Raw genomic sequence first — 18,085 nt, forward strand, 5'->3', positions numbered from 1 at the left:
ATATGGATAGCCTGTAACTCCATACCTTTAATGATAAGTACATGTCTATATAAGATTGACAAAGAACAATCAAGAAATAACCATTTATGATGAATAAATTAATTCTTCTATTCGCCTCGGTTCTGTTCATATCAGGAGGCTGCAAAGATAAAAAAGCAGAAATACTGAAAAATTCAAAAGATATTGCTATACTCTTTGATGCTTATTGGGAAAAAAATTCTAAGTTTTTTCCTTTAGATGCAACCTCGCAGGGAGACAATCGCTATAATGATCAATTACCTAATGATGGTACTCAGGCCTTTCGTGATAGTCTGAAGAATTTTTATCAGGATTATTTAACTAAAATTGAACGATTTAATCCAGCAGATCTCAACAATAATGATAAGATTAGTTATGATATTTTTAAGTATGACCTTCAGGTTAAACTGGAGGGCTTGAAATGGAATACCTGGATGATGCCAATAAACCAGTTCAGTTCACTGCCTTTAACTATTGGTCAGCTGGGTTCTGGTGAAGCATTTCAGCCTTTCAAAACAGTTAAAGATTATGAGAATTGGTTGGGTCGTATTAAAGGGTTTAGTATCTGGGTAGACACTGCAATTGCCAATTTCAGATATGGAATGGCTGCAGGGGTGGTGTTACCTAAACCATTGGTAGAGAAAATGATTCCTCAGATGACGGCAATGATCGTTACTAATCCTGAAAAGAGTTTGTTTTATGACCCGCTGAGAAAGATGCCTAATGATTTTTCAGCAGCCGATAAAGCAAGAATAACAATACAGTATAAACAAGCGATTTTGGATGAAATTGTCCCGGCATATGCTAAACTTGGCACTTTTTTTAAAGACGAATACTTGTCAAAAGCCAGGACCACAGATGGTATTTCCGCAATTCCTGATGGTAAGGATATTTATAAATATGATGTGAAATATTGGACAACGACTGATAAAACTCCTGAAGAAATTTATCAGACAGGATTAACTGAAGTTAAACGCATCCGGAATGAAATGGATAGTGTAAAGAATAAGGTTGGTTTTAAGGGTAGTCTTACTGAGTTTTTTACGTATTTGAAGACAGATCCAAAGTTTACACCTTATAAGTCGCCAAAAGAAGTGCTGGCTGCTTTTAATGCCATTTATGATAAAATAAAACCTCAGTTGACAAAGTTATATGGCAAGGTTCCTAAAACACCGTTTGAGATCAGGCAGACTGAAGCTTTTAGAGCTGCCTCAGCAAGTGCGGAGTATATGCCTGGGTCGCCAGATGGATCAAGGCCCGGTATATTTTATATTCCTATATTAGATGCTTCAAAATTTAATATTACCTCAGGGATGGAGTCGCTATTCCTACATGAGGCTATTCCAGGACATCATTATCAGATTTCTTTACAGCAGGAAAATAAAGATTTACCTAAGTTTAGGCGCTTTGCCTGGTATGGAGCAATGGGAGAGGGCTATGCCTTATATTCCGAATCGTTAGGTAAAGAACTGGGTCTTTATACAGATCCTTACCAATACATGGGGGCTCTAGGCGACGAAATGCACCGGGCAGTACGTTTAGTCGTTGACGTGGCGATTCATACAAGAAATATGAGTCGTGAGGAGGCCATTAAGTATATGATGAGCAATGAAGCAATTAGTGAAGATGCTGCTACCGCAGAGATTGAACGTTATATGGCCCTTCCTGCACAAGCTTTATCTTATAAAATTGGGGCCTTAAAAATCAGAGCACTGCGTTCAAAATACCAAAAGGAACTTGGAGCTAAATTTAAAATTGTAGATTTTCATGATGAAATTTTAAAGGATGGACTAATGCCACTTAGTGTACTGGAACAGAAAATGGATGCCTGGGCGCAACATGTGAAGGAAGAAAAATAAAATAAAAAAATTTAACACTCATGAAAAAGCGGAAACTTGGAAATACTGACATTGAAATTGCTCCATTGATTTTTGGCGGCAATGTTTTTGGATGGACAGCAGATGAAAATAAATCTTTCAGACTTCTCGATTTATTTTTTGAAAACGGGTTTAACTGTGTGGATACAGCCGATGGATATTCTTATTGGGTACCTGGAAACAAAGGCGGTGAATCAGAAACAATCATTGGCAACTGGCTGCGGAAAACCGGCAAACGAAAAGACATGATCATTGCGACAAAAGTAGGTTGGGAGATGGGGCCGGAGAAAAGGGGATTATCCAAAAAATATATTTTAACCGAAGTGGAAACATCTTTAAAAAGGTTGCAAACAGATTATATCGATCTTTATCAATCGCATATAGATGATTTGAATGCGCCAATTGACGAAACATTGGAAGCTTATGAGCAATTGATAAAAGAAGGGAAAGTGAGGTCCATTGGTGCATCCAATTTTTCAGCAAATCGGTTAGAAGAATCATTGTTGATAAGCAAACAAAGAAATTTACCTGAGTACAAAACTTTTCAGCCAAAATATAATTTATACGACAGGGAATTTGAAGCTGAATATTCAGAAGTTGTAAAGAAATACAATTTGTCTGTGATTACTTACGCTTCTCTTGGCAGCGGCTTCCTTTCAGGAAAATACCAATCAGAAAAAGATTTTTCTAAAAGCCCCCGTGGAGGTGGAATGGCAAAATATCTGAATGAAAAAGGATTTGCTATTTTAAAAAGCTTAAAGGATTTAACTGCAAAATATAATTGTTCACACGCAAGTGTTGCTTTGGCATGGCTGATCCAAAACCCTTTGGTGACAGCGCCGATAGTAAGTGCTACCAGCGAATCCCAGCTTAATGAATTAATGAAATCAACAAAAATAAATTTGAGTAAAGAAGATATTGAATTACTGAATAAAGCAGGTACAAGTGAATAGTATATGCCTTTCCATGCTGCTATTAAATTATCAGAAGAAATGAGAATAACAACAAGGAAACGAACAGAACTCTAAACCTAAGCCAAAATCATTTTCTTGTTATTCCTGCTCCACTCGCTCCAACTACCTACATACAATTTTGGTATCTTTAAACCTGCATAGTCTATTGCTAAGAGCGTATGACAAGCGGTTACACCAGAACCACAATGTACTATCACATTTTCAAATTTATAATCAGCTAGCGCTTTTGAATATTTTTCTTTTAGAATTTCAGGAGCTAAAAAAGCCCCATTAGCATCCAGATTCTCAGTAAAAGGAATATTTATAGCGCCAGGTATGTGACCGGCAATTAAATCTATAGGTTCGGTTAAACCAGCAAATCGATTTGCATCACGAACATCAATAATTGCATAATTATCACTGTTGGTAGCAACCTCCACTTCATCTATTTCTGCCAATGGCAATTGCCATTCTGTAATTTGATAGGGCGGTGTTGGTTTCGCTGACGGAACCTCAGCATTTACAGCAAAGCCGGTTTTAATTGCAGCAGCATAACCACCATTCAAAACCTGAACTTTTTCGTGACCTATTGACTTTAACATCCACCAGAATCTTGCTGCAGCATTAGATCCGTTTTTATCGTCATAAACAATTACATGCGTATTTTTTGTAACTCCGTATTTCCCTAAAAGCTGAGCAAAATGCTCAAAAGTTGGTAGCGGATGTCTGCCACCAATAGCGAAATCTTTAATATCAGCCAGATCAGTATTTAAATCCAAATAAAAGGCCCCATTTAAGTGTTGTTCATCATATCTGGGTTTTGATCCAGCACTGACATCAAAAAGAATGAAATCGTTTTTATCTAGTAAAACCAATTCCTCAGGTTGTATAATGGATGATAGTTTCATAGTCTTTTTAAACTGTGAATATACAAAAAACCGATCACCTAAATAGTGGATCTGGTGGCATAAAACCGCTATTTATTTCGATATTTGCTTAGATGAAAATACTAGTCACAGGTTCTTCCGGTAAATTAGGAAGTGTAACCGTTAAACTTTTAAGAGATTTTGGTCATAAGGTTATTGGTGCAGACATTGCGGATAGTGAAACGAGACACGTCATTACGGATGTAAAAAATAGAAGCCAGGTATTCGAAATTACACAGGGTGTGGATGCAGTTATACATACAGCAGCTTTGCATGGTAGACACATGGACTTGAATTACTCCAGGGAAGATTTTGTTAACACAAATATCAATGGAACGTTGAATCTACTAAACGCTTGTGTAGCTAATGGCGTAAGCAAATTTTTGTTCACAAGTAGCACATCCATATATGGTAAGTCTTTGGTTGATGATAAGCAGGCCGTATGGGTGGACGAAAATTTAGCATTACAGCCAAGAGATATTTACGATATCACTAAACAAACATGCGAAGAACTATGTCGCGAGTTTTTCGAAAAGGAGGGGATACAGGCGATGGTGTACCGTGTCGGTCGTTTTCTTCCTGAACCGGATAACTTAAAGTTGAATCATCGGCTTTACCGAGGTCTTGATGAACGGGATGGAGCCGAGGCATTAAGATTGGCTTTAGATCACAACTTTGAGCAGTTTGAGGTTTTTAATGTTTCCAGCGGATCACCTTTTCATAAAGAAGATTTGATTGAATTAAAACATAACGCTCCAAGTGTAATAGCTAAATATTACCCAGAGGCATTGGAGCTATATAAGAAAAATAACTGGAAGTTACCGGAAAGTATTGATAGGGTATACCGTTGTGATAAAGGTAGGCACGTATTGAACTACCAGCCTAAATATACTTTTGAATATCTTCTAAATGAACATATAAAGCGTTGATTTAATAATAGGTTCAAGAATGCACTAGCAAAGGTCTTGATAAGGACAGCATCATCAATAGAATAGGCTAACTCCAAGAATCATAGAATTTTTCTCGAATCTGAATCGACAAACTTTCAGCTCTATAAATATCGGGCTTATCAGGCAAAGTAGATTTAGCATAGGCTACTTTTATATGTTCCATCTTTTCTTCAACCAATCGCAATAGGTAGTCAAATTCAAACTCACCATTACGGATTTTTAACAGAAAATCACGGTCTTCGCGTTTAACGATCACCTGTTGATACAACGCAATTTCTTCGGCCATGCTTAAAAGCCGGAAAGTGTGCATCATATTCTTAGCATCATAACTTTTGCCATGTGATAGCGTGCTTTGATATCGCTGCTCGTTCCGCTTTTCCTCCCATTCCATATACTCCTTGTATTCCCGGCAATAGATGGAATAACTATCCTTATTAAAGTTAATAATGGCTATATTTTCTACACCTTTAGGAACAGAGCTTAACTGCACATCATCGGCATCGGAGCCTGATATAATTCCTTTGAATCTTCCCTCCACTAATTGTTTTTGATGATATAGCAAATACACATTCCTGAAGTGATCTATGTTTACCAGCCCACATTCATCCTGACCAAAACCATATTCTTTCAGCCATTCCTTTAATGGGATACTGCCATTGTTATAGATCACAAAGCAGAAATCCAATATTGATTTACGTTCAGCATCTAATGGCTTATTGATTTTTTTATTTAGACCGCGTGCTTTCCTGATCTGTGTTTGTGCATAACCGGCAAAAGTATCCAGGCAAAGTTTAGAAAGAAAATCTGCCGGTTTGATTAGATTCATTAATGGGTGACGAAATAATACATGCTCTTTTGGCGTGTTTAACAGTTCCAATATGTTGGGATTGTTCTTAGCTAATAATTCAAGGAAACGGCCTATCTCAAAATAAACCTCATCGTTGGTTATATTAGCTATCTGATCTTGCCGCTCAAAGCCATATAGCTGTTTTTGAGGCATGATGAAAATGCCTTTCTTGTCCACGTCAGAACCAGCCACATTCAGGTTGTAAGCCGTGCTTCCGCTAATGCAATCCAGTAGAATTAATTCTTTTTGCTGTTTTAGCTGTTCGTAGGTCATGGCTGGATATACTTTCTAAAGATGTTATTCAATTCATTCGGGTACTTCTTTTCGGAGGGCAGCATAGGTATACGCTCTTTGCACAAGTCGAGTGTATCACTTAGCCATTGGTTAAGTAGAGGAAAAGAGGTTATCAAAGCTTTTTCATCGGCTGACTTTTTCCTTTCCAGCAATTCATCTATAGCATTTTGAACAGTAATATCGTTTATCATACTCCTTAAATGCTCAAATTCCATAGGCGGAACAGTTTGCCTCTCAACGATCCACAAGCAAGCCAATGTTGGGCGTAGTGCATAGAAGTAACGTTTCAATTTAACTTGCTTGGTTTGCAAATCATCCCGAAGCGTATTGTGTGCCATTGATAGGTAATGGTTAGCGCCAGCACGTAATGAAAAGTATTCTGGCATCAACTTAAGCAGATCATCGGCGAAAGAAGAATCTCCTTGATATACAATTGGAGATTGCAACCATTCGTACAATGTGCTGTTTGATTTCAGGAATAGCTTTAATGCTTTTTTGATGTCCCAACCACTAATATCCAGTACCTCGTTTACAGGTAATCCCACATTGTCTGGCAGGTCTATTATGTCCAGGTAATCGTTTAACGGTCGGATATATATAAAGCGCACATCAAAATCGCTATCGGGAGAAGCAAAGCCCCAGGCCCGACTGCCTGATTCGCAGGCGTACAGTATTTTTATATTTTCATTCTGCTCAAGTTCGACCAGTTTTTGGAGGATAGTCTCGTTCATAATTCAATGTATAAGGTTACAAAATATAAATGAAAGAACAACCAGATGAGGTATCACCCGTCTACGGTATCTTTCATTATGTTAAAAAAGGGCAAAAAGCAACAAGTGTGTTTTTTTGTCTGAACTACTAATGAAATTAATCACTGGCCGGATTTGAACCGACGTCCTTCCGCGGCGGCGGATGTTCTAACCGATGTAACACCTGTTTACGGCACCTTTTAAAAGAAGAGCTACAATTAACCAGCGTTTGGTTTTTGCGTGACAGGCGAAGTAACGCTGGTCTACGGCATCCTCTTTATTTCTTAAGGGCGATGGGCAACATGCGTATAGCCTGACGGCTTAACTGCTCTACCCAAACTGAGCTACAATGAAACTTAGTCTCAAAGGCCGGGATCGAACCGGCGACACGAAGTAGCGCATATTTACGGCACCTTAATATTTTAAATTTCTTTAAAAAGTATGGGGCGTTAGCTTCCCCATACCTAGTTTACAGTTCTATATTATTGATGGCATCTAAAGCCGAGCCTCCGTTTTCTAAGGCAGTTAACACCTCAAAAACTTTATCGCTCCAGCCGGCTACCAGGTATACATCATTGCGCAGTATTTGCAATGGCATTTGTCCGTAACCCTTCAGATCGAACAGGTAGAGCTTCGCGTTTGGCGATACCTCTGCCTTGTAGCGTAACCACAGTGTTTGGATATGATCGGTGGTGTTATTGCTGTTCCACAATTGGGCATCGGTAAATAGAAATACCTTGTCCATTTGTACCTTGCGCTGTAATATATCCTTGATAACCAGGTAGCCATTGGTGCTGTAACCCACCTCGCCCTCGCGGCGGTAAAACTCCTGCACATTACCTAGAATGTTATTACGTGGCACAACTATAGTTTTCCATTTATCACCAAACATACCCACCTCCACGTTTTTACAACGGCTTTGCAACAGCATAGCCAGCATTAAGCCTATATCGTAAAGCAATATCTTGCTTTTAGCCGATACTGGTGTCTGCATCGATCCTGAAACGTCGCACGCTAACAGCACACGGGTTTCATAACCAAAACCTTTGATGTTGGCTGCGCTTGCCTGTACAGCTTTTTCCAAAGCATCAAACAATTCGCCGGTGTAACCTTTGTTTTGGTCCTGCATTAAAGCGGTTAGCCTTTTAACCAGACTTTGTGCAGGCACTTTAGTTGCCACCGGGTTAATTAATTCGCGGTATGCCGCCAAATAACGGAACGGAAACTGTTTTGCTTTGGCAACCTCATCGGTATTGGCTAAACGGGTGCACACTTTTTCAAAATGCACGTAACTTACGCCAGCTTCCTGTATGTTCCGCAGGTTACGCAGCAGGGCCATATAACCCAGTTTACCACTATCTATCAGTTCCTCCCATTTGACGCGGAACGCTTTAGCTTTAGCCTCATCATTGTTAAAATTCAGCTGACCTAATGCCGACAGCTCGGTTTCCCAGGTGTAAGGCGTTTGCAGATCGCCGTTTACTATTTTGTTGAACAGCACTTGCTGCAATTCGTCCTTCGCTTTAGGGTGAACCAAAAACAGGGCATCGCGGAGTTTGATAGCGCCATCTCGATTGTATTTACCAAATTGGTACTCGTCGAAACGGTTGAACGCGGTCGACAAACCTTTTTGTAATTGTTTGCTTAGCCGGTTCAGCTTTTTAGTGCCTTTACGCTCGTTCAGCAATTCGTAACAAGCCAGTAACTCGGTGATCTCATCAGCACGGCCTACTACGCCATCGGTAACCCGGGCGACCAGATTGTCGCCCGAGTGTAGCTTAGCCAATTCGGTAACCAACACCAGCGGTACCGAACGCATATACATCATTTTACGGGTGTATACAGCTAGCTTACCCACAAATACAGGGGCGCACGCGGTGATTAGTTTTTGTAGGCGTACTAAACGCGCCTCGTCCTTTTCATAAAAAGAGTCGTTTAAGCTCCAGGTAACCACCGCGGTGTACAGTTCCATTTCTGGCGACATCACATAGGATTTTTCACCTGCGTGGTTAACTGTCTGGTTTTTTAATTTGCTTAACAGATTAAATTTCATTGTGAACCTCCTTTTTTATTGTTGATACAAAGAAATAGGGGCACTGCGCAGTGTATTTGCGCAGATCAAATTATTTTCTTTAATCCTCCGGTTTCTCCCTCGCATCCGCCATCCTTACAATCCTTGGCTCGAACTTCGCCAACACTTCTACCAAATCGTTTTGTGCGGCCATTACGGTATGGATGTCTTTGTAGGCCATTGGGGCTTCGTCCATGTCGCTACCCATAAGGGTTATACGCTTATCAACCAGGTTTGCAGCAATAGCGGCTTTGTCCAAAGTTTTAAAAGCCGCGCTACGGCTCATGGCTCGGCCCGCACCGTGACTAGCAGAGTTGATACTGGCCGCATTGCCCTTACCACGTACTAAAAAGCCGGGAGTACTCATGCTGCCGGGGATAATACCCAGTATACCTTCGCCGGCCGGGGTAGCGCCCTTGCGGTGCACCATTACTTCGGTACCGTCAGCCAATTGTTCTTTCCAGGCAAAGTTGTGGTGGTTCTCAATCATGCTGATAGGTTTAACCCCCAAAGCCCTGGCAATTTTATTATGGATCTCATGATGGTTGGCGCTGGCATATTCGCCGGCCAGGTTCATGGCAATCCAGTATTCCTGTCCTTCGTCCTTATCTAGGTCTAACCATGCCAAATGTTTGGCTTCGGAAGGGAGCTTGGTTTTGGTCATGGCTATGCGACTGTAATGGTCGGCCACGGTGCCACCAAATCCACGTGAGCCTGAGTGCGAAAGCAAAGCCAAATATTTACCTGCTGGGATATCATCCAATGCACCGTCAGCAATGGTCAACTCTCCCCATTCCACAAAGTGGTTACCGGTGCCACTGGTTCCTAATTGTGCATAAGCTTTATCCTTTAATGATCGGATTACTTTGGTTTCACCCCAAGTCTTACTATCAAATAACGAACTATCAAAGTACGATTTGGTAGTGCAGCCTATCCCAAAATAGGTATTATCCACCAATATATTTTTCAGCTTGTCGGTTTCGGTATCAATAGATTCGGCCGGTAAATCGAAAATGCTTAAACACATACGACAAGCAATATCCACACCTACAGCAAACGGGATAATGGTATTGGCTGTAGTGGCGAGTACACCACCAATAGGCAGGCCATAGCCCTGATGCGCATCGGGCATTAAAGCACCAGCAACGGCAATGGGTAATTGCATTGCAGTCCTCATCTGCGCCAAAGCACCTACTTCAATATTTTCTAATCCCCAAACCGGGAAATCGGCTATTTCTTCTTTAAGTTTAAAATTGCTGCGTTCTTGTTTTACAAATTTGCCTTCTTTACGCATGGCAATTACATCCTCGGCCAAGTTTTTAAACTTTCCGCCTTTTTTTAAGGCGTAAGGCATTGGGTCATCAATCAAGGCTTCTAAATTGGCCAATATTTCGGGCTTGGCCATTACACCATGTTTTAGTAAACCATTAGCCACGCGACTAAAGTTTACCAATACTTCCACATCGTTAATGCCTAATGCCTTTAACTCATTGTTGCCTATTTTTTCCTTTTCCATAATATTAAATACTAAAGGTATCATTTAATAATTAAAAGTCTCTGGGCTAAAACTCTTTCCCCAAATTGGGAGAGGGGCGTTTGTGAACACGTTCAGCCTTTCGACAGTACAAAGAGAAACATCAAGTACGCGGTGTATTTGCGCAGTAAAAAATAATTTATAAATTCATCAAAAATATTTTTCTAACCGATGCCTGTTAACCGCAACGCCCTTATCCGTTACCGCACCATTGACCAATGCCTGCAAAACCGCTTTAAAAAATGGACATTGGACGATTTGATAGATGCCTGCAGTAATGCTATTTATGAATATCAGGGTATTGATACCGGTGTCAGTAGGCGAACCGTGCAGGCTGATATGGAAATGATGCGAAGCAATAAGCTCGGTTACGAAGCACCAATTGTGGTGGTTGATAAAAAGTATTATACTTATAGCGACAAGAATTACAGTATTACCAACAGTCCGCTAAATCAACAGGATATGCAGGTGCTGAGCGAGGTGTCGGGATTGCTGAAACAGTTTAAAGGCTTTAATCATTTTACGGATCTGAATGAAATGGTAAGTAAACTGGAGGATAAAATTTATACTCAAAAAACGCAAAGCGCGCCAGTAATTGACTTTGAGAAGAATGATAACTTAAAAGGTTTAGAATGGATAGAAGTGATCCGGAAATACATTGTGGCTAAAAAGACCATGTGTGTAACCTATCAATCATTTAAAGCGCGTGAGGCCAGCACGTTTTATTTTAGCGGATATCTACTTAAAGAGTACCGTAACCGTTGGTTTGTTTTGGGCGTATCACACCAACGCTATAAACCATTACTTAACCTGGCGCTGGACAGAATACAAACAATCACTACGCATGATGATGATTATATTGAGAATACCATTATTGATTTTTCAACCTATTATAACGATGTAATAGGGGTGACTAAAACACCTGGTCAGCGTGATGTGGAAGTAGTATTTTGGATAGACGCTAAGAACGCACCTTACGTGATTACCAAGCCTTTGCATCACACTCAAAAGCTATTGAACGAAGATGATAGTGGTAAAATATTTAGCATCCGTGTAATTATGAATTTTGAATTGGAGCGCGAGCTATTGGGTTTCGGCTCAAAGCTTCGAGTGCTTAGCCCAAGGATATTGGTCAAACAAATCAAAAAACAGCTGTACGCGACGTTAGAGAGTTATAAAGTGCCAGAACAAAAAGAATTACTATAGCCAATGACCAGAATTGAACCTGATTTAAATAATAATGTTAAAAAGGTCTTAATTTAACTTGTTGAGTATGGATTATCAATCTTTTAAAAATCTAATAATTTATACTGTGATAACTAGCACATACCACAAACATCTGTTTAATTTTATTACTGCTGTTAGGAAAGTTTTACCGATGCTATGTCTTTTTATTGCATTTGGTGCTCATGCTCAAAGTAGCTCTTTTGAAACGCAATTTAATCTTGATTTTGAAATCGTTTCAGACAATCAGTATACTCCCGCTTTCTGGAAAAAAATTGGTACCAGCCATAAAGTAACCATTGATGTTACCGACAAGGTGAAAGGTAAAGCGTCTTTATTAATTTTTGGGGACGAAAAACATGTAACCAGCGATTCAAACGTATCACTATTCAATCACATATTTTCTGATTTTAAAGGTGATTCTATTGAACTTTCGGGTTATTTAAAAACGGAAAACGTTAAAGGTAGAGCTGGATTATGCCTTATAGTGATGGGAAAAAATGGAATATTAACCGCTAATGAGATGAAAGAAAACAACCTCAACGGAACAAAGGCGTGGAGAAAATATGCTATTAAACTTCCATTAACTGATTCAACTAAATCAATATATTTAGCCGTATACCATATTGGGAGTGGCAAAGTTTGGGCTGACGATTTTAAACTATCAATTGATGGCCGACCTTTTTCAACGTCATCTCTAAAAACAAATTCTTTAACAGACACGACCGCTAAAGACCTTCGCTATCAGGCCGTCTCTTACGCTGCTGAATTTGGAAACATCATCGTTAATCCGTTATTACTTAATGATAGAAATTCTCCGGTTTCCTCAATGCCAAGCGCTTTCAAGTTTAATCCATTTTATAAAAAATATTTAAACGCTGCCGGACTTCCAATTATTGGATCCAATAAAGTAAGTGATAAAGCTTTTTACAAAACCAGGGAAGTGATGTTAATGATGTTGGCAAAAATACCTGCCATCAAAGAAAAATTGCTTGAAAATAATGCCAGAATTGCAATTATTGGTAAGGATGAATTAACTACAGATTTACCTGAGTACCATAATTTAAGTGTCGCCATGAATAGCAGAGTCAGAGGTTTTGGTGGGAGCATTGGATTGCCGCTAACTAGTTGTGCCGAAGAAAACGTACTGTGCTCAGCTATGGATCGCTATTTTGGTGAAGATATCCTGATACATGAATTTGCCCATACCATACACCTTTTAGGGATTAGTGAATTGGATCTGGAGTTCAATACTCAGTTAACTATAATATATTCTAAAGCTTTGATAGAAGGGCTTTGGAAAAACACGTACGCAATTTCTAGTCCTACTGAATATTTCGCCGAAGGTGTTCAAAGCTGGTATGGTGTCAACAAATTTTCGGAACAAGCAAATGGGATTCATAATCAGATTGATACCCACGAAAAATTGAAAAGTTACGACCCGAGATTATATAATTTGATTGAAAAATTTTTTGCATACGATAAAACTAATGTGAGTTGCCACCAAAAAACGAACTATACTAATCCTTTTCCTTTGTTTGAGAAATAATAACGTTAATTAAAAAATATAGGCAAGGGTCTACCGGCGCTACCCGGGAATACAGCATGCTTGCGGTCATGCACGATAAAGCCACTTCTAGCTAATGCCTTCCGGAAGCGCTTAATATTTTTATATATCTGATTTGCTATAACTTTAAGTTTTTTTACTCAAAGAACGCCCCTAAGTTTTAGGGTAAGCTGGATTATTTGGTCAAAAATTGACAGAATTACGGTCTTTTTTGGCCAAAAAGTCCAGTGTTTTATTAAATGGTATTATATATTTAGTCCACGCAGACTACCAGGATTTACTTTGTAATGCTTTTTAAAAGCACGACTAAAATAATGGGGATCGTTATAACCTGCTTCGAAAGCAATTTCATTGATTGTTTTTTGAGTAGTTTTCAATTGATGTAATCCATACTCCATTCTAAGGGCAATAACTTGTTCACGCAGGGGAATACCAAAAGCTATTTTTACCAATCGATGAAAGGTTTTTACCCCGAAATGTTTGGCCATTTCGGATATGCAATCCACAACCTGATCCCTAAAATTATTACGTATAAAATTGGCGATATCAGTGGCTTTAGTTTGATGCAAAGCAGCAGTAGTATAATGATTGTCGACAAGCATTTGGTGATATTGCCTGATAAGTTGGCTTAAAACACCATTTATAACGATACGAGGATCATCTTTTTTTGTCTTATTTTGAAAAAGCATTTTCTTTATAGACTGTCGGATATGCTTAGCAAGTGGGCAATCCGGAAGTGTAAAAACAGCTTGATGCTTTGCCTTATAATTTGCGATAAGTGTTTTAAATTGACAAAGGTTTTTAGCTTCATGCAAAAACCATTCAGGGCGGAAGTTTAAAACTAAAAATTTATGTACGCCGGGATTTAATGCTGCCCGGTAATTGCCTTTGTCATTATACCCAAAATGACAGCTGCCACTCTTTACGTCGGAAATAAAGTTTTCCTGCTGGTCATAGAAGGAGGAATACCCTTCAAATATCGCAAACATAAATATGCTCATTTCAGCCTGCACAAAGTCGATCGAGGTTTCCTTAGTGAGCACATATTCAAAAAGATCAATATGTACCAGGTAATGACTAAACGATTGTCTTAAAATTTTCCCTTCCGGTAGCGTAATTAATTTGGCCAGTGCATATTGAATAGGCCAGCTACAAAAATGAGGCAGGTGGCTGCTTGTGATGAACTCAGTAGCAGCAGTCACCAAATTCAGAATAAGGTGTGATTGCATAGAGACGTTAATGATTGGTTTCTTTTGTGTTGTTAATTCAATGTATAAAAATTTTTGTTGGTAAAAATGACACAGGCCAATTTTTTTTAAATGACCTGTGTGCATTCATCATAAACTTAATCCAGATTAATCAGGGTTTCATCAATACCCAAATGATCGGCTAGTTCTTTTTTGGTAATCAGCTGATGCTTTTTTTTATTTAATATTTCTCTCAAATCCTTCAAAAGTTGTTGCGCATATCTGATTTTCTTTCCGGTTATTTTGCATACATCCGTGGGAATTACATATAGTCTTTCCATGTCGTTGGTTTTTAAAACCGCAACTTATATGGTGGCACATAGCGCGTACAACGACTGCATACGCGGAACCTACAAGGCAGTAGGTGAAAAAATATTCTATTCACTAATATATAATTTTCTTGTCATTTAAACTGCATTTAATGAGTGTGTTAGATGATTTGCGCATGGTGTAATGGTAAACGCACAGAACGCAATCCGGCATTTTTATTCGTATTACATTTAGTTTATGAAAGCAAAAACAGCAACCATAAACACATTTTCAGGCTCGTTTTCGGGTCTGTATTACGCTTATAGAATGGCAGTGTTCAGGTCCTTAACTAAGTCGTTCCTGAGTCGACTTCGGTTCGACTTCGGTTCGACTCAGGTTCGTCTCTGGTTCGGAAAAATCCAATTGAAACAAAACACAGAGACGAACTTGAATAATGCCTTATGAAGCGGTGCTAATCGGGTCGCGAAAACGCTGCAAAGAAATCGGGAAAAATATCAATTCACATTAAAAAAATAGAAATCATGGCAAAAATTAGAAATGGAATATTTGGCCCAATACATGGGAAAATAGGTAATGTAGTAGGATCAACATGGAAAAAAATCCCATACCTGCGTTTGCTGCCCGACAAAACAGAAATCACTAAGCCGGCTACTCCGGGGCAAATAGCCTGCAGAGAAAAGTTCAGGTTCGTACAAGAGTGGCTGGTTCCTTTTTACCCGTATGTAACTGTCGGCTTTAAAAACTTTGCGAAGGATAAAACAGAGATTAACGCGGCTTTCTCCGCAAATTACAAATTGGCTACTGTGGGCGCATATCCCGATTTAAGCATCGATTATAGTAAAGTTGTGCTCAGTAAAGGATCCCTGCCCGGATTGTTTAATGCAAAGGCCAGGCTTTCTGCCAATGCCAGAGAATTAGAGTTAAGCTGGGAGTCGAATTATAACGACGACTCTTCTTTTGATGACTTACTGATATTGACGATTTACAATCGCGAGCTTAAAATTATAGATGGTTTTATTGGTGGGGTGAGAAGAACAGATTTGAAATGTAGTTTAAAGTTGATCCCTAAACTGCTTGGCAAATCCCTTGATGTTTATGTAAGTGTAATCTCATTAAATGGAAAAAAGGTAGCCAATAGTGAATACCTGGGAAGGGTAGAGGTCTTATGAATACGCAATTAACCTTACTAAGAACATTGGTATTGAAGGAGCTCGATCCTGCATATTTTAATATGGACGAACAGCGGATTACCTATTGGTTGATCGAAATCCCATTACTTAAAGAGCAAGTATTTAAGTCTATGCAGGATGAAATGCTGGGAAATCTGGATAATCGGTTATTGGAACGACACCTGAAACAGGTTCAATACGATTGTATATACTTGATGGAAGTGCTTTGTAAATATACCGAATTACCCGTAATGGCCGTGGCGCTTTATAAGCTGGCTGAGCAATGTTTCGAGCAAATATTGGTGCATATTGAAACCCGTTATTCCGGATTTTTTAACCTGCAAAATGAGGACTTGACAAGAAAAAGTAATTGTGAATCCGGTAGCAGAATCCGGGTGCGGTTTTCTGTAGACGTGCTGGCTTACTTATTTAAGTTGTTAAATAAGGCAGGTGGACTAGATGCCGGGCCGGCAGCACATTTAATGGTATCCCTATCTAAAAACTTTACAACACGCGGTATTGGAGAGGGATATATTTCAGTAAATGGACTAACCACACGGTACAAACAAGTGGTGCAGACCACGGCCCAAACTACCAGAAAATTACTGCTCAAAATGCTGAAATGTCTGGATGAAGAGTTCGATTTGGGCTAAAATCAGTAAAAATAAAATAAAAAAATAGTGCCCTGGAGTATGATTAAATACAGTTTTTAGGCCCATTTACCTCAAATGTACCGTACATAGTGGGACTACCACAGGTTCGGAGTATTGTGTCTCTTTGTCCTGTTGTTAGTTGAACGACAGTACTGCAGGGCTTAGCGAAACAGGTAACATGAACAGAATAATTAATCTTTAATTTTTTAAAACATGGGAATTATCAGACAAGGAATCCTTGGGGGATTCAGAAAAAAAACAGGAACAGTGGTAGGCGCTTTTTGGAGAGATTTAAATGTAATCAGGGCTTTACCCCGCGCCAGCAAAAAGGCGGCTACTCAGCTACAAATAAATCAGCGGCTTAGGTTTGGTTTGATTATGGGGTTTTTAAGTTCATTTAGCGATTTGATCGAAATGTACTATAACCACAGATCGGCCACAAAATCACCAATGAATGAAGCGGTTTCGTACCACTTAAAAGAAGCCGTTATCGGTGTCGGACCAAACTTTACTATAGATTATCCAAAGGTAAAGTTTAGTCGTGGTAAATTGGTATTACCTGCTGCGATGCAGGTTGGAGCCACAGCTACAGCAACGGTTGATTTTGAATGGAACCATACCGTTGGTGATAACAGGTTTAGAGATGCAACAGATCTGGTCAATTTGCTGGTGTATAACCCTACAAAGAAGCAGTTTGTTACCCTAATGGAGGCAGCACCGCGCTCAGCTGAGGTGTACAGCTTACAACTACCGATAGAGTTTAGTGGTGATAATATCCATTGCTACATGAATTTCAGTTCGGCATTGAAAAAGGGAGTCGCGTCCGACAGTTTCTATGTTGGCATGATGAAGGTTGTTTGATGAGGCTGAATTAAAGGAGGGCCGGAAACGGCCTTCCAATTTTTTAATCACACATAAAAGAAAACACAATGAATGTATTAAAAATTACAAAGTATGATGTTTCCGGGAGAAACTATACACCTTACCTGCTATTTGGATTATGCTTATTACTATGGCCCCTTTTACAATGGCTAGTCATGAGTTCGGATCCTACGATTGGTTTTATTGATCCAAATATCTGGCTCTTGATCTTGTTGAGCCTGATCAGCTTTCTGATGGTTACAAGCTTATGTTGGTGGCTGTTGCAAAGATTTTGGATGAGCATGGGCCTGCCCTTATTAAGTGATATGGTTTTACAGTTTAAAAGAATGGAATTATGGCAACAATTAGGATTTTATTGGGCATCGTTTGCTTTATTGTTATTGGCAGCGATTGGAGTGTTAACCGCAATAGCATAGCACATGGAAGAACGAAAAATGTCGTTGCGACAGCTAAAAATGAAATTGGCGTTCAGGAATATATGGAAAACAGTGGTCCGCGAGTGGATCAATACAATGCGTATGTTGGCGTCAAGAAAGCACCTTGGTGTGCATCGTTTGTGTCCTGGTGCTTTGGGCAAGCTGGGTATCCGCAACCGCGGACGCCTTGGAGCCCTGCACTTTTTCCCGCTAACCGGCTTACCACGAATCCGATGGCTGGAATGGTATTGGGGATTTACTTTGATCATTTAAAACGGATTGGGCATTGCGGCATTGTCGAAGAGGTTAGGGGTGACTGGATTTTCTCTATTGAAGGCAACACAAATTTAAATGGGAGCAGGGAAGGTGATGGGGTTTATCGCCGGATGAGACATATCCGTAGCATACATCGTTTTGCAGATTGGTTGAAAAAATGAG

The 18,085-nt window shown here is 39.5% G+C and carries 17 protein-coding genes; 10 read left to right on the top strand and 7 right to left on the bottom strand.

Annotated elements, in window-relative coordinates:
- Nucleotides 1-86 precede the first annotated feature (86 nt).
- On the top strand, nt 87-1,877 hold the full coding sequence (locus P0Y49_07135; GenBank protein ID WEK20909.1) for a DUF885 domain-containing protein: 1,791 nt from the start codon (nt 87-89) through the stop codon (nt 1,875-1,877).
- A 20-nt stretch (nt 1,878-1,897) separates the two neighbouring features.
- Nucleotides 1,898-2,848, top strand: coding sequence for an aldo/keto reductase (locus P0Y49_07140; protein ID WEK20910.1), 951 nt, complete (start codon nt 1,898-1,900; stop codon nt 2,846-2,848).
- Nucleotides 2,849-2,925: 77 nt separating this feature from the next.
- Here the strand turns inward: P0Y49_07140 and P0Y49_07145 are convergent, their stop codons facing one another.
- A complete protein-coding gene (locus tag P0Y49_07145; protein ID WEK20911.1) occupies nt 2,926-3,756 on the bottom strand; it encodes a sulfurtransferase in 831 nt (276 codons plus the stop codon).
- 92 nt (nt 3,757-3,848) lie between these two features.
- On the opposite strand from P0Y49_07145, the gene P0Y49_07150 reads away from it, so the two are divergent.
- The gene (locus tag P0Y49_07150) at nt 3,849-4,703 is read left to right on the top strand and encodes an NAD(P)-dependent oxidoreductase (protein ID WEK20912.1); all 855 of its coding nucleotides are present in this window, start codon (nt 3,849-3,851) and stop codon (nt 4,701-4,703) included.
- 67 nt (nt 4,704-4,770) lie between these two features.
- Here P0Y49_07150 and P0Y49_07155 read toward each other — a convergent pair whose 3' ends face one another.
- The 4 genes from P0Y49_07155 to P0Y49_07170 form a co-directional block, all read right to left on the bottom strand.
- On the bottom strand, nt 4,771-5,844 hold the full coding sequence (locus P0Y49_07155; GenBank protein WEK20913.1) for a nucleotidyltransferase domain-containing protein: 1,074 nt from the start codon (nt 5,842-5,844) through the stop codon (nt 4,771-4,773).
- Nucleotides 5,841-6,596, bottom strand: coding sequence for a nucleotidyltransferase domain-containing protein (locus tag P0Y49_07160; GenBank protein WEK20914.1), 756 nt, complete (start codon nt 6,594-6,596; stop codon nt 5,841-5,843). Before P0Y49_07160 ends, P0Y49_07155 begins: the two co-directional genes overlap by 4 nt.
- Before the next feature lie 487 nt (nt 6,597-7,083).
- Nucleotides 7,084-8,667, bottom strand: a complete 1,584-nt coding sequence (locus P0Y49_07165) for a TROVE domain-containing protein (GenBank protein WEK20915.1) — start codon at nt 8,665-8,667, stop codon at nt 7,084-7,086.
- A gap of 79 nt (nt 8,668-8,746) precedes the next feature.
- Nucleotides 8,747-10,201 (bottom strand): RtcB family protein, encoded by a 1,455-nt coding sequence (locus tag P0Y49_07170; protein WEK20916.1) that lies wholly within the window; start codon nt 10,199-10,201, stop codon nt 8,747-8,749.
- A 189-nt stretch (nt 10,202-10,390) separates the two neighbouring features.
- Here P0Y49_07170 and P0Y49_07175 point away from each other — a divergent pair, with 189 nt between their 5' ends.
- Together P0Y49_07175 and P0Y49_07180 are read left to right on the top strand one after the other, a co-directional pair.
- Nucleotides 10,391-11,425, top strand: a complete 1,035-nt coding sequence (locus P0Y49_07175; protein WEK20917.1) for a WYL domain-containing protein — start codon at nt 10,391-10,393, stop codon at nt 11,423-11,425.
- A gap of 172 nt (nt 11,426-11,597) precedes the next feature.
- Nucleotides 11,598-12,992, top strand: a complete 1,395-nt coding sequence (locus P0Y49_07180; GenBank protein ID WEK20918.1) for a hypothetical protein — start codon at nt 11,598-11,600, stop codon at nt 12,990-12,992.
- Nucleotides 12,993-13,255: 263 nt separating this feature from the next.
- On the opposite strand, the gene P0Y49_07185 is transcribed toward P0Y49_07180, so the two are convergent.
- Complete coding sequence (locus tag P0Y49_07185) at nt 13,256-14,239, bottom strand: AraC family transcriptional regulator (protein WEK20919.1); 984 nt, start codon at nt 14,237-14,239, stop codon at nt 13,256-13,258.
- Nucleotides 14,240-14,355: 116 nt separating this feature from the next.
- On the bottom strand, nt 14,356-14,538 hold the full coding sequence (locus P0Y49_07190) for a hypothetical protein (protein ID WEK20920.1): 183 nt from the start codon (nt 14,536-14,538) through the stop codon (nt 14,356-14,358).
- A gap of 510 nt (nt 14,539-15,048) precedes the next feature.
- On the opposite strand from P0Y49_07190, the gene P0Y49_07195 reads away from it, so the two are divergent.
- The 5 genes from P0Y49_07195 to P0Y49_07215 all read left to right on the top strand — a co-directional run bounded on the left by P0Y49_07195 (nt 15,049) and on the right by P0Y49_07215 (nt 18,084).
- Nucleotides 15,049-15,696 (top strand): DUF6266 family protein, encoded by a 648-nt coding sequence (locus P0Y49_07195; GenBank protein WEK20921.1) that lies wholly within the window; start codon nt 15,049-15,051, stop codon nt 15,694-15,696.
- Entirely contained in the window at nt 15,693-16,349 is a 657-nt protein-coding gene (locus P0Y49_07200) for a hypothetical protein (protein WEK20922.1), read from the top strand. The genes P0Y49_07195 and P0Y49_07200 overlap by 4 nt, the downstream gene beginning before the upstream one ends.
- 213 nt (nt 16,350-16,562) lie before the next feature.
- A complete protein-coding gene (locus tag P0Y49_07205) occupies nt 16,563-17,210 on the top strand; it encodes a DUF6266 family protein (protein WEK20923.1) in 648 nt (215 codons plus the stop codon).
- 68 nt (nt 17,211-17,278) lie between these two features.
- The gene (locus tag P0Y49_07210) at nt 17,279-17,647 is read left to right on the top strand and encodes a hypothetical protein (protein ID WEK20924.1); all 369 of its coding nucleotides are present in this window, start codon (nt 17,279-17,281) and stop codon (nt 17,645-17,647) included.
- Nucleotides 17,566-18,084: a CHAP domain-containing protein gene (locus tag P0Y49_07215; protein ID WEK20925.1), complete on the top strand. Its 519-nt coding sequence runs from the start codon at nt 17,566-17,568 to the stop codon at nt 18,082-18,084. Before P0Y49_07210 ends, P0Y49_07215 begins: the two co-directional genes overlap by 82 nt.
- Nucleotide 18,085 lies beyond the last annotated feature (1 nt).

Source organism: Candidatus Pedobacter colombiensis (assembly GCA_029202485.1).
GTDB lineage: Bacteria > Bacteroidota > Bacteroidia > Sphingobacteriales > Sphingobacteriaceae > Pedobacter > Pedobacter colombiensis.

Coding starts and splice junctions, on each gene's coding strand:
- P0Y49_07135 (WEK20909.1), top strand. CDS start 87: ATGATGAATAAATTAATTCTTCTATTCGCCTCGGTTCTGTTCATATCA.
- P0Y49_07140 (WEK20910.1), top strand. CDS start 1,898: ATGAAAAAGCGGAAACTTGGAAATACTGACATTGAAATTGCTCCATTG.
- P0Y49_07145 (WEK20911.1), bottom strand. CDS start 3,756: ATGAAACTATCATCCATTATACAACCTGAGGAATTGGTTTTACTAGAT.
- P0Y49_07150 (WEK20912.1), top strand. CDS start 3,849: ATGAAAATACTAGTCACAGGTTCTTCCGGTAAATTAGGAAGTGTAACC.
- P0Y49_07155 (WEK20913.1), bottom strand. CDS start 5,844: ATGACCTACGAACAGCTAAAACAGCAAAAAGAATTAATTCTACTGGAT.
- P0Y49_07160 (WEK20914.1), bottom strand. CDS start 6,596: ATGAACGAGACTATCCTCCAAAAACTGGTCGAACTTGAGCAGAATGAA.
- P0Y49_07165 (WEK20915.1), bottom strand. CDS start 8,667: ATGAAATTTAATCTGTTAAGCAAATTAAAAAACCAGACAGTTAACCAC.
- P0Y49_07170 (WEK20916.1), bottom strand. CDS start 10,201: ATGGAAAAGGAAAAAATAGGCAACAATGAGTTAAAGGCATTAGGCATT.
- P0Y49_07175 (WEK20917.1), top strand. CDS start 10,391: ATGCCTGTTAACCGCAACGCCCTTATCCGTTACCGCACCATTGACCAA.
- P0Y49_07180 (WEK20918.1), top strand. CDS start 11,598: ATGCTATGTCTTTTTATTGCATTTGGTGCTCATGCTCAAAGTAGCTCT.
- P0Y49_07185 (WEK20919.1), bottom strand. CDS start 14,239: ATGCAATCACACCTTATTCTGAATTTGGTGACTGCTGCTACTGAGTTC.
- P0Y49_07190 (WEK20920.1), bottom strand. CDS start 14,538: ATGGAAAGACTATATGTAATTCCCACGGATGTATGCAAAATAACCGGA.
- P0Y49_07195 (WEK20921.1), top strand. CDS start 15,049: ATGGCAAAAATTAGAAATGGAATATTTGGCCCAATACATGGGAAAATA.
- P0Y49_07200 (WEK20922.1), top strand. CDS start 15,693: ATGAATACGCAATTAACCTTACTAAGAACATTGGTATTGAAGGAGCTC.
- P0Y49_07205 (WEK20923.1), top strand. CDS start 16,563: ATGGGAATTATCAGACAAGGAATCCTTGGGGGATTCAGAAAAAAAACA.
- P0Y49_07210 (WEK20924.1), top strand. CDS start 17,279: ATGAATGTATTAAAAATTACAAAGTATGATGTTTCCGGGAGAAACTAT.
- P0Y49_07215 (WEK20925.1), top strand. CDS start 17,566: ATGGCAACAATTAGGATTTTATTGGGCATCGTTTGCTTTATTGTTATT.